The 15,300-nt window shown below is 65.5% G+C and carries 15 protein-coding genes; 6 read left to right on the top strand and 9 right to left on the bottom strand.

What is annotated here, in order from left to right:
- Positions 1-30 precede the first annotated feature (30 nt).
- The 5 genes from ACDA63_RS08785 to ACDA63_RS08765 all read right to left on the bottom strand — a co-directional run bounded on the left by ACDA63_RS08785 (position 31) and on the right by ACDA63_RS08765 (position 7,547).
- Entirely contained in the window at positions 31-1,824 is a 1,794-nt protein-coding gene (locus tag ACDA63_RS08785; RefSeq protein WP_373662849.1) for an asparagine synthetase B, read from the bottom strand.
- A 50-nt stretch (positions 1,825-1,874) separates the two neighbouring features.
- Positions 1,875-3,131 (bottom strand): pyridoxal-dependent decarboxylase, exosortase A system-associated, encoded by a 1,257-nt coding sequence (locus ACDA63_RS08780; protein ID WP_373662848.1) that lies wholly within the window; start codon positions 3,129-3,131, stop codon positions 1,875-1,877.
- Positions 3,128-4,714, bottom strand: coding sequence for an acyl-CoA ligase (AMP-forming), exosortase A system-associated (locus tag ACDA63_RS08775; RefSeq protein ID WP_373662847.1), 1,587 nt, complete (start codon positions 4,712-4,714; stop codon positions 3,128-3,130). The genes ACDA63_RS08780 and ACDA63_RS08775 overlap by 4 nt, the downstream gene beginning before the upstream one ends.
- A gap of 112 nt (positions 4,715-4,826) precedes the next feature.
- On the bottom strand, positions 4,827-6,245 hold the full coding sequence (gene sbcB / locus ACDA63_RS08770; protein WP_373662846.1) for an exodeoxyribonuclease I: 1,419 nt from the start codon (positions 6,243-6,245) through the stop codon (positions 4,827-4,829).
- 66 nt (positions 6,246-6,311) lie between these two features.
- Positions 6,312-7,547 (bottom strand): glycosyltransferase, encoded by a 1,236-nt coding sequence (locus ACDA63_RS08765; RefSeq protein WP_373662845.1) that lies wholly within the window; start codon positions 7,545-7,547, stop codon positions 6,312-6,314.
- Positions 7,548-7,812: 265 nt separating this feature from the next.
- On the opposite strand from ACDA63_RS08765, the gene ACDA63_RS08760 reads away from it, so the two are divergent.
- The 4 genes from ACDA63_RS08760 to ACDA63_RS08745 are packed head-to-tail and all read left to right on the top strand — an operon-like array spanning position 7,813 to position 10,497.
- Positions 7,813-8,064 carry an acyl carrier protein gene (locus tag ACDA63_RS08760; RefSeq protein ID WP_373662844.1) on the top strand — a complete coding sequence of 84 codons (252 nt, stop codon included), beginning with the start codon at positions 7,813-7,815 and terminating at the stop codon, positions 8,062-8,064.
- Positions 8,065-8,077: 13 nt separating this feature from the next.
- Positions 8,078-8,902, top strand: a complete 825-nt coding sequence (locus ACDA63_RS08755; protein ID WP_373662843.1) for a hydrolase 2, exosortase A system-associated — start codon at positions 8,078-8,080, stop codon at positions 8,900-8,902.
- Positions 8,887-9,741 carry a hydrolase 1, exosortase A system-associated gene (locus tag ACDA63_RS08750; RefSeq protein WP_373662842.1) on the top strand — a complete coding sequence of 285 codons (855 nt, stop codon included), beginning with the start codon at positions 8,887-8,889 and terminating at the stop codon, positions 9,739-9,741. The genes ACDA63_RS08755 and ACDA63_RS08750 overlap by 16 nt, the downstream gene beginning before the upstream one ends.
- A 60-nt stretch (positions 9,742-9,801) precedes the next feature.
- The gene (locus ACDA63_RS08745; protein ID WP_373662841.1) at positions 9,802-10,497 is read left to right on the top strand and encodes a hypothetical protein; all 696 of its coding nucleotides are present in this window, start codon (positions 9,802-9,804) and stop codon (positions 10,495-10,497) included.
- Between the two features lie 58 nt (positions 10,498-10,555).
- Here the strand turns inward: ACDA63_RS08745 and argB are convergent, their stop codons facing one another.
- Complete coding sequence (argB, locus tag ACDA63_RS08740) at positions 10,556-11,452, bottom strand: acetylglutamate kinase (protein ID WP_373662840.1); 897 nt, start codon at positions 11,450-11,452, stop codon at positions 10,556-10,558.
- Between the two features lie 172 nt (positions 11,453-11,624).
- Positions 11,625-12,044, bottom strand: coding sequence for an Hsp20/alpha crystallin family protein (locus ACDA63_RS08735; protein WP_373662839.1), 420 nt, complete (start codon positions 12,042-12,044; stop codon positions 11,625-11,627).
- 191 nt (positions 12,045-12,235) lie between these two features.
- Here ACDA63_RS08735 and ACDA63_RS08730 point away from each other — a divergent pair, with 191 nt between their 5' ends.
- Positions 12,236-12,487 (top strand): hypothetical protein, encoded by a 252-nt coding sequence (locus ACDA63_RS08730; protein WP_373662838.1) that lies wholly within the window; start codon positions 12,236-12,238, stop codon positions 12,485-12,487.
- Positions 12,465-12,749, top strand: coding sequence for a hypothetical protein (locus ACDA63_RS08725; protein ID WP_373662837.1), 285 nt, complete (start codon positions 12,465-12,467; stop codon positions 12,747-12,749). The genes ACDA63_RS08730 and ACDA63_RS08725 overlap by 23 nt, the downstream gene beginning before the upstream one ends.
- Positions 12,750-13,005: 256 nt before the next feature.
- Here ACDA63_RS08725 and ACDA63_RS08720 read toward each other — a convergent pair whose 3' ends face one another.
- Both ACDA63_RS08720 and ACDA63_RS08715 read right to left on the bottom strand, forming a co-directional pair.
- Positions 13,006-14,244, bottom strand: coding sequence for an EAL domain-containing protein (locus ACDA63_RS08720; protein WP_373662836.1), 1,239 nt, complete (start codon positions 14,242-14,244; stop codon positions 13,006-13,008).
- On the bottom strand, positions 14,234-15,298 hold the full coding sequence (locus tag ACDA63_RS08715) for a chemotaxis response regulator protein-glutamate methylesterase (protein WP_373662835.1): 1,065 nt from the start codon (positions 15,296-15,298) through the stop codon (positions 14,234-14,236). Before ACDA63_RS08715 ends, ACDA63_RS08720 begins: the two co-directional genes overlap by 11 nt.
- Between the last annotated feature and the right edge of the window lie 2 nt (positions 15,299-15,300).

Below are 15,300 nucleotides of genomic sequence, written 5' to 3'. Positions count from 1 at the left end.
CCGGGCGCCATCGCGGCGCCCGTTTTGCTTTCAGCCGGCGAAGCGATAGTCCGGCGCATGAGCGCGCAGCCATTGCTCCAGCATCATCGCGATCCACACCATCTCGCCGTAATAGCCGGGGTGGGCCGCCACGCGATCGCGCATCAGCGAATCGAGAAACTCCGCCCGCAGAATGCCGCGCGTGCCGAGGCTACCGAGTGAGTCGGTCGCCACGGCGCGCAACTGATCATTGCTCAGCGCCCACTGCCCGAAAGGCAGGCCGAAGCCGTGCTTCTTCTTGTGGATGATCTGGCGCGGCAGCAGGTCCGCGAGTGCGCGCTTGAAGAACCAGCGCAACTGCTTGCCGCGCAGCTTGAAGCGCGGAGGCAAGGTCATCGAGAAATCGACCAGATCATCATCCAGCAACGGGAAAGCAACCTCCACGCCCGCGAGTTCCGTTGTCCCGATCACCTTCGGCAGATCATTGTCGGCCAGCGTGAAACGCCAATCGAAGGCCAGCATGCGGTTGATCAGCGCGTTGGCGCCGATCTGCTGCCATTCGGCGTCGCGCAGTCGCGCCGGTGCCGCCGTGTCGATGGCGTGCAGGAAGGCCGGCGTCAGAACATTGGCGTGCCCGAGCCGTGCGACGAGGTTGTACGAATCGAAGCGTTCCGGCACGGTGCTTTCTGCCAGACGTGCGTAACGTGCCAACTTGCCCAGGCCCGGCACACTGCCTGCGCCATGCAACAGGGGGCCGAAGCTGGCGCTCCACAACGGCGCAGGCATGCGGTCGTGCAGTGCGAAGACACGCTGCGCGGCATAGCGCGTGTTGCCGCCGAAGAGTTCGTCTCCACCATCGCCCGCCAGCATGCGTGTAATGCCATCGGCATGGGCGGCGCGTGAGCAGTAATACGCGGGTACCGCCGACGAGTTGCCGAAGGGCTGGTCGTAATGCGCCGCCACTGCCGGTACGCCCGTCGCGATCTCTTCAGGCGTGATGTAGTGAATGTGGTGGTCCAGCCCGAAGCGGGCTGCCGCGACGCGCGCGTATTCGATTTCGTCGTAGCCGGCGGCATCGAAGCCAATGGAATACGCCTTGATCGGCGCGCCACGTTGCGCCGCCAGCAGTCCGGCGACCGTCGAGCTATCGGTGCCGCCCGACAGAAACGCACCGACATTGCCGTCCTCGGCGGCGCGACGCACCGCTTCATCCAGAATGCTGCGGAAGGCTTCCTTTTCGGTGGCGACGTTGCCCTTCCTGGGTTCTTCGAAGTGCGGCAGCCACCAGCGGCGCGTGCGTGTTTCGTCCCCGTTCGCCGTCAGCAAGTTGGCGGGAGGCAGCCGGTGTATACCTTCGAACACCGTGCGCGGCGCCGGGATCACGTGAAAGTGCAGGTAATCGAACAGCCCTTGCGCGGACAAGCCGCGACTCAGCGCAGGAACCTGATCGGCGCGGTCGGCAAACGAGAGGCGGGCGCCTTCCTTTGAATAGCAGAACGGGTGCGTGGCGAAGCGATCCGTCGCAAACCCCAGCGCCCCTGCCGAGATGTCGAGCCACAGCAGTGCAAAGCGACCGCCGAGCTGCGGCACGATGTTGTGGGGTGACGACGTGATCCACGGCAGCATCGCCGGCCAGCCTTCATGACGGAGCGTGCTGAGCAGCCGTGCCTCGCGGGCCTGGGGATGGCCGGCGATGAGCAGCAGTTGCGTGTCGTTGTGGTGAACGGCGACGCCCGAGAAGCCCAGGTCCAGTCCCGCGCATTGCAGGCGGCCTTGGCGCAGCGCGGCGGCATCCAGGCGGGTCTGCCGGTTCAGCGCGGCGAAATCGATGTAACCACGGATCATGGAGTGATGCATTCCTTGGGCAAGGGCCGGCGCCATTGCCGGCCGCATTGTCATACCAGCACTTCGACGGGCTGCGGATGGCTGAGGAAATCGCGAGGACTGGCGGTGTAGCCATAGGCGCCCGACTGGAACACCACCACGAAGTCACCGACCTCGGCAGCGGGCAGATCCATGCGTTCGGCCAGCAGATCGAGCGGCGTACACAGGGGGCCGACCACCGTGACCTGCTCAACGGACGGAGATGCCATGCGATTGCCAATGGCAACGGGATAATTCTTGCGGATCACCTGGCCGAAGTTGCCGGACGCGGCCAGATGATGATGCAGCCCGCCGTCGGTGACCAGATAGGTGTGGCCGCGCGACATCTTCTTGTCCACCACGCGCGCCACATATACGCCAGCCTCGCCGACCAGATAGCGGCCCAGCTCGACGACCAGTTCAGCATCATCCAGTTCGCGCTCCGCACGCTGCGCAAGCTGTGCGAGGTTGTCGCCGATCGGCGTGATGTCGAGCCGTGTCTCGCCGGGGAAATACGGAATACCGAAGCCGCCGCCAAGGTTGAGCGAACGCACCGGCGCGGGAGCGTGCTCCGCGAGCCGCAATGCCAGTTCAAAACTCTTTTGCTGCGCCTCGACGATGGCCTCGGCGCGCAGGTTCTGCGAGCCGGCAAACAGATGGAATCCTTCGAATGACAGACCGAGGCGTCCGATTTCACGCAACAGGTCGGGCACGATTTCGGCATCGACACCGAACTGCTTCGGGCCGCCGCCCATCCTCATGCCGGAGGACTTGAGCTCGAAATCCGGATTCACGCGCACGGCCACGCGCGGCTTCCACCCCGTGCGCGAAGCGATATCCGCCAGGACGCGCACTTCGCGCAGGGACTCTACATTCAACAATACGTTGGCAGCGACCGCCTGCGTCAGTTCGGACTCGCTCTTGCCCGGACCGGCAAAACTCATGCGACGCGGGTCGGCGCCGGCGTCGAGCGCTACACGCATTTCGGCGCCCGAGGCAACGTCCAGGCCATCGACGCGCGCCGCCATGAAGGCCACCAGCGCCGGCATCGGATTGGCCTTCATCGCGAAGTGCAGTTGTACGGCCTCCGGTAGCGTGGCGCGCAATTCCGCGATGCGCGTACCGATAAGGCGCCGATCGTACGCATAGAACGGCGTCTGGCCCACGCGCGCGGCCAGGCGCGATATCGGCATGCCGCCGATGAGCAGCTCGTTGCCCGAGCTTGGGAACTGGTCCATCGCCGCATGGCGCGGCAGGGGGCGCGGAGCGCCGGTGGTTTGATCTGTCATGGCTGGGCGGAGGTGCGTGCGGCGAATTCGCCAGCGAGCAGTTTACGGTCGATCTTGCCGTTGGGGTTGCGCGGCAGCGGGCCCGCCTGGATCTTGATATGCGCGGGCACCTGATAGGCCGGGCATTCACGCTTGAAGTGCGCCAGCAGATCCTCTTCCGACAATGGCGATGCTCCGCGCGGCGTCACGACCAGCACGATGGCCTGCCCGAGCGATGCGTGGTCGATGCCGAAGGCGGCGCACTCCCCGACGAGTTGGGTCGCGTAGGCGACTTCTTCGATTTCCGTCGGGCTTACGCGGTAACCCGAGGTCTTGATCATTTCATCGCGGCGGCCGATGAAGTACAGGAAGCCTTCTTCATCGGCGCGCACGGTGTCGCCCGAGAACACCGCGATTTCCGGCAACACCAAGCCGCCCTCGCGCACAGCACCGGGCACGGGGCGAAAGCGCTCGGCCGTCTTGTCCGGATCGTTCCAATAGCCCATCGCCACCAGTGCGCCGCGCTGCACCAGTTCGCCCGGCTCATTCGGCGCGCACGGCGTGCCGTCTTCGCGTAGCACCATCACTTCGGAATTGGGGATCGATCTGCCGATGGAGTCCGGGCGACGATCGACTTCGGACGGATCGAGATACGTCGCGCGAAACGCTTCGGTCAAACCGTACATGAGGAACGGTCGGGTCCTGGGCAGACGTTCGCGCAGCGTCTTGAGCGTTTCAAGCGGCATACGTCCACCCGTATTCGCGATGTAGCGCAAGTGCTGCGCAACGCTCTCCGGCCATTGAACCTGCGTGAGCTGAATCCACAGCGGCGGCACGGCGGTCAGCCCGGTGACGCGTTCGCGCTCGAGCGCGCGGACCACGTCGCGCGGCAGCAGATAGTTGAGCAGCACCACGCGTGCGCCGGCATGGAACGCCGTCGTCAATTGCGAGAAGCCGGCGTCGAACGACAACGGCAAGGCCGCGAGCAAGGTGTCGTCGGGATTGTTGCCAAGATAATGGGCCACGCTCTTGGCGCCGGCCACCATGTTGCGATGGGATAGCACCACGCCCTTGGGGCGCCCGGTGCTGCCAGACGTATACAGGATCGCCAGCATGTCGCTGTCGATGACGCGGTGGCCGTGCGCCGTCGCCTGCGTGTTGACGACATCCCACCCGTGGATCGAATAGCCCGAAGGCATGCCGTCGCCATCGCTGGTGAGCACCACGTGGCGCAGATCATGGCATTGCTGCAGCGTGGCTTCGAGCAAGGTGTGCCGTTCGGGCGAGGTGACGAGCAAGCGCACGTTGCAGTCGCGCAGGATGTAGCCGACCTGTTCGGGCTTGAGCAGCGGATTGATCGGCACGAACACTGCACCGGCGGCAGCCGCGCCAAAGCTCGCGACCACCGTTTCGAAACGCTTGTCCAGATACACGCCGATGCGTTCGCCACGCGCTACGCCGAGTGCCACGATGCCGGCGGCGAATCGCTCGACGCGCGTGGCCAATGCTGCGTAATCGAGCGTTTCACCGCCCTGGGTCAGCGCAGGAGTGCCGGGCGCGCGGTCGGCGGAATGCAGGATCAGTTCGTGTAGCAGGGTGCTCATCGTCGTCTCGCAGTAGCGCCGTGGGTCAATGCGCCGCGCCGGGCCTGCCGATTTTATCAGCGCGCGGCCGGCTGCCTGCGCATTCGGTCACGATGCGGCGCGCCGCGCCAGCTCACACCGGTGCAATGGATTCAGCGTAGTCGTACAGCGCTTCAAGGATGCCCAGCGCCCGGTCGTTGGCGTCTTCGGACAGCACATCGATCTGATCGGCCAACTGTGCCAGGCTGCGATAGCCGTCGCGTCCGTCGATGAGACGTTCATGGCGCAGTTGCTGCCAGCGGCCGGCATCGTCGTCGGAAAGGGTTTCGGGGAAGTTGCGGGCGCGGTAGCGAAAGACCAGCTCTTCCAGGCGTTCATCTTCGAAATTCAGGCGGGCGTTCGCCAGCGCGGTGCCATCCATCTCGCGCAGGCGGTTGAGCGTGCGGCGGTCCCCGTTGCCGATGAAGCCGCCGTAGAGATCTTCATCCACGTCGGGCGTGTCCATCGCCGGGCGCGCATAAATCGCTGCCCAATCCAGTTGCGGTGCCTGCGCAAAAGCGCCGGCGTGGCGTTGACACAGATCCAGATCAATCTGCCAGCGCTCGGCGCGTGCCGGGTCGAGCGTGCGCAGGTTGCTGATGACGATCGGCGACTTGTTGATGTGGATGCTCTTGATGGGCAGGCGCGTCACCCCTTCGGGCAGATCGGCCGCCCGAGTGAACATGCGCTGGCGGATGGTGTCGGTATCGAGTGCGAACAGCTCTTCTGGCGAATGCGCCAGATCCCACACGATCAGTTCATTGCGGTTGGTCGGGTGCCAGGCCATGGGCCACACCACCGCAAGGTGACCACGTTCCGCACCGTACATGCCCGAGACATGCAGCAGCGGACGCGGCGACGAGCCGATTTCCGCCTGCACGCGATCCTTTTTGCGCAGGCTGGCACAGAAGTCGAACAGGCGCGGCTGGCGTGCGCGAATGAGCCGCGCAAGTGCGATGGTGGCGCGCACGTCGGACACGGCGTCGTGCGCCGACTCGTGGGCGAGTCCATTGGCGGCGGTCAGATGTTCGAGGCGGAAGCTATGGCGCCCCTCATCGTTCACCGGCCATTCGATGCCTTCCGGGCGCAGGGCGAAGGCAGTGCGTACCGTGTCGAGCAAATCCCAGCGGCCGCATTCGTTTTGCCATTCACGCGCGTACGGGTCGATCAGATTGCGCCAGAACAGAAAGCGCGTGACCTCATCGTCGAAACGGATCGAGTTGTAGCCCACGCCGATGGTGCCCGGCTCGGCCAGTACGCGTTCGACTTCCGCCGCGAAGCGATGCTCCGGCATCCCTTGTGCCAGGCATTGCTGCGGCGTGATGCCGGTGATCAGGCACGATTGCGGATCGGGCAACCAGTCAGGCGTGGGCTGGCAGAAGAGTTCGACCGGCGCACCGATCTCGTTGAGTTCGGCGTCGGTACGGATGCCCGCAAACTGCGCCGGGCGATCGCGGCGCGGCTCGGCGCCGAAGGTTTCGTAGTCGTGCCAGAAGAAGGTTTGAACGGGCATGGAGGCAGCCGGGCGAAGCGCAAAGATCGCATCGTATCAGGCCCGGCCCCGCCGGGTTTGCGCGGGTCAGCGCATGGAGGCGAGCAGATCGGCCAGAGCGGACGTGCGGGCGCGGCGCGAGTGGGCCGCGACATGGGCGGCATCCGGTACGCCCGCATCGCCCTTGCGCGCGGCGGCGACGAATGCCGGCAGCATCCGGGCGATGGCCTGCGCGTCATCCAGCGGCGCGATCCAGCGCACGCCGCTGCGCGCGAGCAGATCGCCCGTGTCGCCAGCGGGGTCGGTCAGCCCGAGGATGGGGCGCTGCGCGCGCAGGTATTCATACACCTTCGCCGGGATCTGTTGATTGCAGTTGGCCGCCTGCAGTACGAGCAAGGCGTCGGCGCCGAGCATTTCGGTGAGCGCCTCGCGGTAGGGCAGGGGCGACGCCATTTCGATATACGCCGCCACGCCCGCGCGTTCGGCTATGCCTTCGATCAGGCCGTCATGTACCGCCGCGCGAAAGCGCACGCGCAGCGTGGCCGGCGTGATCTGCCCGCTGCGGTCCAGCGCGCCGAGTGCGTCGAAGAACTGCGACGGATCGCGTTCCGACGGGTATACCGCGCCGCTGTGCAGGAGCGTGAAAGGGTGCGGCGCATTGTCGGGCTGCGGGCCGAGTCCCGCGAAGCTCTCTTCGTCGAAGCCGTTTTCGATCAGCGCCACCTTGCCCGCATGAGCCGGATAACGTTCGCGATAGATCGACGCAGCACCTCTTGTGGTGAATACCGCTGCGCGGGCGCGCGACAACGCGGCGCGCTCGATGCGCTCGAAGCTGCGGCGCACGGCTGGATCGGTCGGGTAATCGTCCTGCGCCATCGGGTCGCGGAAGTCGGCGATCCACGGCACGCCCGACAGGCGCGAGAGCGTGTGGCCGATCATGTGCGCCGTTGCGATGGGGTAGGTACTCCAGATCGCGGCCGGACGATAACGGCGGATCATCGCCAGCCCCTTGAGCACGGCGTGGGGCCACCAGCTTACCCAGCGGTCGGGCACCGCCAGCGCGCCGGGATAGCGGCCGCCAACCGACAGATGCCGCGCACTGTCCAGCGCCAGGGCCCGTTCCACGACCAGGCTTTCATCCAGTTCGCCCGCCAGATCCTGCGAAACCTGCTCGAAGGCGCGCGGGCTCGCGCCCAGTACGATGGGCTCCCAGCCGCAGTCGGGCAACTGCTGGACGAACCGCAGCGTGCGCTGGATGCCGCTGCTGCCGGCCAGCGGCGGGAAGTGGTAGGCGACCATCAGGACGCGTGGCGCTATCGTCATGATCAATAGCGTTAGCCTGCCGGGCGAGGGACGATGGCGTATGATGCGCAGCCGATCGGCGCACCGGTCGGAGACGGCCTGTCCGGGCTGGCGGAATCGGTCGATTTCGCACTGGCTGACGGGGCTGGCCGTCTGGGTAGGCTGATCATGTTCGGCGTACTAAGTCACGTAGTCGGGCGGCGAGAGCGACCTATAATACGGCGCTCTCCGCGGGGCGTCCGTGACAGGATTGTTCTGCGCCGCGTTGATTAATGGGAGAAGTTGATTGGATATCAAGAGCGAACTGACGGCCGTCCTGGACGAAGTGCTCGGCCTGCAGGGGCGCGCCGCCGGCTTTACGGACGATACCCCGCTGCTGGGCGCCGTGCCGGAACTGGATTCCATGGCCGTGGTGGCCGTCATTACCAGCATTGAAGAACGCTTCGGCGTGTTCCTTGAAGACGACGAGCTGGACGGGGCGACCTTCGCCACCTTCGGCAGCCTGCGTCGTTTCGTCGAAGACAAGCTGGCCGGTTGAACCCTTTTCCACCGTGCATACCATCGAGGAGCGCGGTTTTTATCTTCCTGCGGCACGCGGCGAACTGTTCTGCGTGCTGCGCCTGCCTCGCGGCAATGTCCGCGGAGCTGTCCTTGCCTACCCGCCCTTTGCCGAAGAACTGAACAAATGTCGCCGCATGATGGCGCTGGCCGCGCACGCCATGGCGGAGCAGGGCTGGGCGGTGCTGCAGGTCGACCTGTTCGGCACGGGTGACGCCGAAGGCGACTTCGGCGAGGCCGATTGGGCCGGCTGGCTCGATGACCTGAGTTGCGCCCGGCAATGGCTGAAGGCCCATCATCCTGGTCCGCAATGGGCCTGGGCCGTGCGCGCCGGCGCCTTGCTGGCCGCCGATGCCCTGCATGCCGACGCCGCCCATGACGGCCTGCTGCTCTGGCAGCCGCAGCTCTCCGGCAAAACACTGCTCGGGCAATTCCTCCGTCTCAAGATTGCCGCCAGCCTCGGGCTGGGCGAGGCCGATCGCATCGATGCGCGCGCCGTGCGGCAGGCACTCATGGAGGGCCAGGCGCAGGAAATCGCCGGCTACCTTCTCAATTCCGCCATGGCCGCCGGACTCGAAGCCGCCGCCTTCGACCTGCCGTCGGGCTGGTCCGCTCCGGTGCGCTGGCTGGAAGTCGGTCGCGCGATTGCGCCGGCGTCCGCGACGGCCATCGAACGATTGCGCGCGCGGGGCGTCGCCGTCGACGCGGCCGTCGTTGAAGGGCCGTCCTTCTGGCAGACCGTCGAAGTTGAAGTGGCGCCCGCGCTGATCGCGGCGGGCTGCCATCTTGAAGGGGCCGGGACATGCGCCGCAGCGTGACGTATTTCGCGTGCGCCGGAGCCTCCTTGCCTGCCATCATCGAAGGGCTCGACGCGGCCTGCGAAACCGGCGTGCTGATCGTCGTCGGCGGGCCGCAATACCGGGTCGGCAGCCACCGACAATTCGTGTTGCTGGCGCGCGCACTGGCATCGGCCGGCATCCCCTGCATGCGTTTCGACTATCGCGGCATGGGCGACGCAGATGGCGCCGCGCAGGACTTTGAAGAATCCGGCGCCGATATTGACGCGGCCATCGGCGCATTCCAGTCCGTCATGCCGACGGTGCGCAAAGTGGTGCTGTGGGGACTGTGCGACGGCGCGACGGCGGCGATTTTCGCGGCTGCCGACGATCCGCGCGTGACTGCCGTGGTGATGGCCAATCCGTGGATTCGTACCGAACAGGGTCAGTCCGATGCGTTGGTGCATGGCTACTACGGCCGCCGATTGCTGTCGGTCGCCATGTGGAAGAAGTTGTTGCGCGGCGAACTGGCCGTCGGAAAGAGCGTGCGCGAACTGATCGGACACTGGCGCACCGCGCGCACGGCTACCGCGTCGAATGCGCCCGAACAGGGTTCGCTGTGGCAGCGTGCGCGGCCATTGCCGGAGCGCATGGCGCAAGCGTTGCGGACATATCGGGGTCAGGTGCTGATCGTGCTCTCGGGCAACGATCTGGTGGCAGATGAATTCCGCCTCGCGGCGGCGCGTGCGCCGCTGGCCGGGGTGTTGCAGTCGGCGTCGATCCGCTGGCACGAGGTGCCGCAGGCGACGCATACGTTTTCGAGTGCGGCCTGGCGCGACAACGTCGCCGCCGCAACCATCGCTTTCGTCGGCGCGCTGTAACCGGGTTCGATGCCCGTGTCGTTCGCGCCAGTGGCGGGTCGTTCCCGCAAGGACTGCACTATGAACCGACGCACACACGGATGGTGGCACGCCTCGCGGGTCTTGATCACAACGCTCGCGGCGCTGGCCGCGATCCCGGCGGCCGCCCAGGACGTCTGCGGCAGCCTGCAGAACAGCTACGGGCCCATGGACTATCGCTCGGCACCGCAGAACGTGCGCGATCTGGTCGAATCCCACCACTTCACGAAGAAGGTGGAACTGCTCCAGGGCGGGCAGGAGACCTACATCGGCGGCGACATCGACTACACGCTGCGCGCCTTTCCGAACCACCCCCGTGCCTTGCTGGCGATGATGAACCTGTCGTTCCGCGAAAAGCGCGATCCGCCGCCCAATTCACGCTATTCCGTGACCTGCTGGTTCGAGCGTGCAGAGCGCTTCCAGCCGGACGATCCGATGGTCAAAGTGCTTTACGGCTCGTTTCTCGTGAGGCTGGGCAAAAAGGACGAAGCGGCGAAGAAGCTCGATACCGCAGCCGCTTCGCACGATCTCGGCCCCAATGAGGCGTACAACCTCGGACTGGCGTATTCCGATTTGGGGCGTTACGACGACGCGCTCAAGTTTGCGCACATGGCTTACGAAATGGGATTCCCGCTGCCCGGGCTGCGCGATCGACTGGTGAAGGCGGGCAAGTGGAAAGACCTGCCGCCGCTCGAGAAGGCCGACGCGTCGGCACCGGCAGCCGACGCCAAGCCATAAAGGCAAACGGGGCGGACACGTCGTCGTGCCCGCCCCGTTCTGTGTGTGACGACCTCGCTCAGTGCGACTTGATCATCGTGCCCACGCCGTGGTGGGTGAGGATTTCCAGCAGCAGGCAGTGTTCGACGCGGCCATCGATGATGTGTACCGAACGCACGCCGTTGCGTGCGGCATCGAGCGCTGACGAAATCTTGGGCAGCATGCCGCCGGACAGCGTACCGTCGGCCACCAGATCGTCGATCTGGCGCGGCGTCAGCCCCGTCAGCAGCTTGCCTTCCTTGTCCAGCACGCCCGGCGTGTTGGTCAGCAGCACCAGCTTTTCAGCCTTGAGCACCTCGGCCAGCTTGCCGGCGACCACGTCGGCGTTGATGTTGTAGGTCTCGCCTTCCTCGCCCACGCCGATCGGCGCAATCACCGGGATGAAGTCGCCCGAATCCAGGAAGCTGATGATCGCCGGATCGATCTTGGTGATCTCGCCCACCAGGCCGATGTCGATCATCTCTTCGGGCTTGTCCTTGTTCGGCATGAGCAACTTCTTGGCGCGGATGAAGCCGCCGTCCTGACCCGTCAGCCCGACAGCCTTGCCACCGTGCTTGTTGATCAGGTTCACGATTTCCTTGTTCACGTGACCGCCCAGGACCATCTCGACGATGTCCATGGTCTCTTCGTCGGTCACGCGCATGCCCTGGATGAACTGACCCTGCTTGCCGACACGGCGCAGCAGGTCGTCGATCTGCGGGCCGCCGCCGTGCACCACCACCGGGTTCAGGCCGACCAGCTTGAGCAGCACCACGTCGCGCGCGAAGCTGTCCTTGAGCTTCTCGTCGATCATGGCGTTGCCGCCGTACTTGATGACGATGGTCTTGTCGTTGAAGCGCTTGATGTACGGCAGCGCCTCGGCGAGGATCTCGGCCTTGATGGCCGGGTCGATGGTCGAGAGGGGTTTGTCAGCCATTTTTCTTACATCCAGGGGATTCGCGGATGCGTGGAGTGTACTGACGCCGCTCCCCGATGACAAAGGCTGCGGAGCCCCGATTTGGCCCTCGGTGCCTGTGTTGTCGCAAACGGACACAAAAAAGGCACCGCGACCGGGCGGACGCGGTGCCAACGGAGGAGATTTCCGTTACTTACTGGATGGTCAGGCGCTTGGCCTGCGGCGCGGCCTTCTTCGGCAGCGTCAACTCCAGCACGCCATCGGTGAAGCGGGCGCTGGCTTGGCCTTCATCGACCTCCTGACCCAACTGGAAGCTGCGTGCGACCTTGCCGTAGTGGCGTTCGGTACGCAGAACGCGTTCGCCTTCCTTGACCTGCTTTTCCTGCTTGCGCTCGGCGCTGATGGTCAGCAGACCACCGTCGATCTGCACCTGGATGTCGTCCTTGGCAATCCCGGGCAGTTCTGCCTGCACGAGGTAGCTGTCGGCGTTTTCCTTCACATCGACGCGAATGCTCGCGATGCGCTGATGGTCGCCTTCGAATTCGACCGGGCGCACGAAGAAACCACGGAAAAAGTCATCGAACGGATCGGTGTTAATCAGGTTCATGCTCATCTCCTTCTCTGCCAGTGCGGAGGTTTCTTCCTCCATGCAACGGATGTAGGTACCGGCCCCGCAGCTTTCAAGAGGGGAGGCACAGTTGGATACGAACGGATTTGCCCCGCCTCAAAAGGTCAGTTATTGCGAATCATTCGCAACAAGCGTACGATCCCGCAAAATCGCCACGCGTTCCGGAGGCCCCGCGCATGACCTCGATCGTCCCCGAACCCGACAGCGCCGCCCTGCTGGCTGGCGCCACGCTATTTGCCATGACGCGCTTCGCGGAAGCTCCCTGCGCCGAGCAGGCCGGCATGGTCGTGCGCCACCTGGAATGCGTCGCATGCGATCCGGCTAGCGACGAACGCCTGCGCAAAGTCTGCACCGCGCTCGCCCGACGCTGGCGCCACGCAATGGTCACCCCGGGAGCGAGCCAGCATGTCGGTGCAGCGCGGAAGTGAAGCCGCCGGTCTGTGCGAAGCCGCGCGCTTTTCCGCGCTCGCCGCCGCCTTGTTCGCCATGACGCGCTATGCAGAGTCGCCACAACTGGCGGTGGCGCAGATGGTGGTATGCCATCTGGATTGTGTGGCGGAGGATGAGCGATGCGACGTGCTCACGCGCGAGGTTTGCGCGGCGCTGGCGCGTCGGTGGATGGGGCACGCGGTGGCGGATTGTCCTGCATTTCCCGACGCGTCGGGTGCGGGACGGGGGATGGCGCCCTGATGTTTTGTGTATGCAATATGAATTGATCGGCCTTGCGCTTTGGAAGCCGTCTGTGTTGCTCTTGATCCATCGGCGGTGGTGAGAGGCCCTATCCTGGCTGATCGCAGTAGTGGGAATCACACGGGCCTCTGCGGAAAGCCGCCAGATCAAAGCACCATCACCGCATCCGCTTCTACAAGGCCACCACGCGGGAGCGCGGCCACCTGTACTGCTGCGCGTGCCGGGAACGGCGCTCCCCGAGCACCCCCGGGGTTCCCTACTGTGCCTTCAATCCCATCCGCACATGCAACTCTTCGATCGCGGCCGGCAGCAGGTCCGCCGGCGTCGGCCGCGCGATGAAGTAGCCCTGCGCAAAATCGCACCCGAGCGCATTGGCCAGCGCCCAGTCTTCGGCCGTCTCGATACCTTCGGCCACCGTCCGCATCCCCAGTCGGCGCCCCATGTCCAGCGCCGATTCGAGGATCGTGCGCAGGCGCGGGCGGGCGCTGGCGCCGGTGACGAAACTGCGGTCGATCTTGATCTCGGAGAATGGCAGGCGGGAGAGTTGCTGCATCGACGAGAAGCCCGTGCCGTAATCGTCGATCGACAGGCCGAAGCCGCGCAGTCGCAGGCGCAACAGCGTGCCCATGGCGGCGGCGTCTTCCATCATCGCCGTCTCGGTGACTTCAAAGATCAAGCGTTCCGACGCGATGTTGGCACGCTGGGCGCGCAGGATGATGGCATCGGCCAGGTGCATGTCGCCGATGGCGCTGGCCGACAGGTTGATGGCCACCGACAGACCGTGGCCGGCGAGCGACCATTTGTGCATGGCCGCGATCGATTGATCGAGCATGGTCAGCGTCAGTTGCGGCATGAGGCCGCTGCGTTCGGCCAGCGGGACGAAGTAGCTTGGCGGAATGACACTGCCATCCGGGTGCAGCCATCGCGCCAGCGCTTCGACGCCTTCGACGCGTCCCCGCGCCAGATCGACTTTCGGCTGGAACCATGCGCGCAGATGTCCGGTGCCCAGTGCATTGCGCAGCCCTTCGGCATCCACGCCAAAATCCTGCGTGGACGCATCGCGCTTGGTGGTGCGCGCGGCTTCATCAAAGCTCGCCAGCATGCGCGAGAGCGCGCCGCGCGTAACAGGTTTGGGCAGGGCGCCGAGAAGCGGCAGGCCCAGGTTGCGCACCATGGTTTCCACGGCGCTGATGATGGCCGGTTCGCGCGCGCTCGAAACGATCAGCACGGGGTGCGAGGGGAGCCGGGCGATGCTGTGGATGAGTTCGACGCCGTCCATGCCCGGCATTTCGAGGTCGATGATCGCGACCGCCGGCGGTGGCGACATCGTTTGCAGACGCTGCAATGCGACGAAACCGTCGTTGGCATGTGCCACGCGCGTGACCCCGAGCGTCTCCAGCGCATACGCGGTGTGCGTGCGTTGGAGGTCGCTGTCGTCGACGATCAATACGCCATGATCGACGATGCGGGCCGCGAGCGAGGTTTCAATGACCATAGCGCACGATGAGTTCGGGAATTCGATCCAGGCTGAGCACTTCCTTGACGCCGCCATGCCGGACGGCTTCGCGCGGCATGCCGTACACCACACAACTGGCTTCGTCCTGGGCAGCGGTCCGGGCGCCGGCGTCGAACATCTCCTTCAATCCTCTCGCGCCGTCATCGCCCATGCCGGTCATGATTATCCCGAGCGCATTGACACCCGCACTCTTTGCCGCCGAACGGAATAGGACATCTACAGACGGTCGGTGACGCGACACCAGCGGCCCGTCGACGACCTCGACGCAATACTGCGCGCCATTGCGCTTGACCAGCATGTGACGTCCGCCCGGCGCGATCAACGCGCGCCCCGGCAGGATGCGGTCGCCGGTGGCGGCTTCCTTGACCTCGATCTCGCACAGGTTGTTGAGCCGCTCGGCAAAGCTACGGGTGAAGCGCTCGGGCATGTGCTGCACGATCGCCAGTCCGGGCGCCGTGCGCGGCAGGGCGGGGAGGACGAATTCGAGCGCCTGCGTGCCGCCGGTCGACACCCCCAGCGCGACGAAGCGTTCAGTGGTGCGGCCAAGCGAGCGCGTACCCGTCGGCGCGGACAATACGGCATCGGCCGACAGTTTCGGCGCCACCAGCTTGTTGACGAGGCGGCGCGGATTGGCCGCGGCGGCGGCGCGGATCGCCGAGGCCAGTTCGTCTTCGTGCCCGCGCAGGAAATCCGATACGCCGAGCGCGGGCTTGGTGATGATGGCAGCGGCGCCAGCCGACAGCGCATCGAGCGTGATCTGCGCGCCCTGTTCGGTGAGCGACGAGCAGATGACCGTGGGCGTGGGGCGCTGCTCCATGATCTGGCGGAGAAAGGTCACGCCGTCCATGCGCGGCATTTCTACGTCGAGCAGGATCACATCGGGCCATTCGCGCTGCATGTGCTGGAGCGCAAAGATCGGGTCCGATGCCGTGCCGATGACGCGGATGTCCGGGTGACGGCGCAGCACTTCCTGCACGACCTGGCGGACGACCGCCGAGTCGTCGACGACCATCACGCGGATCATGGTCCGCACCG

The organism is Uliginosibacterium sp. sgz301328 (genome assembly GCF_041807905.1).
Classification (GTDB): Bacteria; Pseudomonadota; Gammaproteobacteria; order Burkholderiales; family Rhodocyclaceae; genus JBGVSA01.
Note: the sequence above shows the minus strand (reverse complement) of the source record. Positions and strands in the feature narration are given on the sequence as shown.

Bases quoted from the DNA above. Each gene is read 5' to 3' on its own strand.
- ACDA63_RS08785 (WP_373662849.1), bottom strand. From the start codon at position 1,824: ATGATCCGTGGTTACATCGATTTCGCCGCGCTGAACCGGCAGACCCGC.
- ACDA63_RS08780 (WP_373662848.1), bottom strand. From the start codon at position 3,131: ATGACAGATCAAACCACCGGCGCTCCGCGCCCCCTGCCGCGCCATGCG.
- ACDA63_RS08775 (WP_373662847.1), bottom strand. From the start codon at position 4,714: ATGAGCACCCTGCTACACGAACTGATCCTGCATTCCGCCGACCGCGCG.
- sbcB (WP_373662846.1), bottom strand. From the start codon at position 6,245: ATGCCCGTTCAAACCTTCTTCTGGCACGACTACGAAACCTTCGGCGCC.
- ACDA63_RS08765 (WP_373662845.1), bottom strand. From the start codon at position 7,547: ATGACGATAGCGCCACGCGTCCTGATGGTCGCCTACCACTTCCCGCCG.
- ACDA63_RS08750 (WP_373662842.1), top strand. From the start codon at position 8,887: ATGCGCCGCAGCGTGACGTATTTCGCGTGCGCCGGAGCCTCCTTGCCT.
- ACDA63_RS08745 (WP_373662841.1), top strand. From the start codon at position 9,802: ATGAACCGACGCACACACGGATGGTGGCACGCCTCGCGGGTCTTGATC.
- argB (WP_373662840.1), bottom strand. From the start codon at position 11,452: ATGGCTGACAAACCCCTCTCGACCATCGACCCGGCCATCAAGGCCGAG.
- ACDA63_RS08735 (WP_373662839.1), bottom strand. From the start codon at position 12,044: ATGAGCATGAACCTGATTAACACCGATCCGTTCGATGACTTTTTCCGT.
- ACDA63_RS08730 (WP_373662838.1), top strand. From the start codon at position 12,236: ATGACCTCGATCGTCCCCGAACCCGACAGCGCCGCCCTGCTGGCTGGC.
- ACDA63_RS08725 (WP_373662837.1), top strand. From the start codon at position 12,465: ATGTCGGTGCAGCGCGGAAGTGAAGCCGCCGGTCTGTGCGAAGCCGCG.
- ACDA63_RS08720 (WP_373662836.1), bottom strand. From the start codon at position 14,244: ATGGTCATTGAAACCTCGCTCGCGGCCCGCATCGTCGATCATGGCGTA.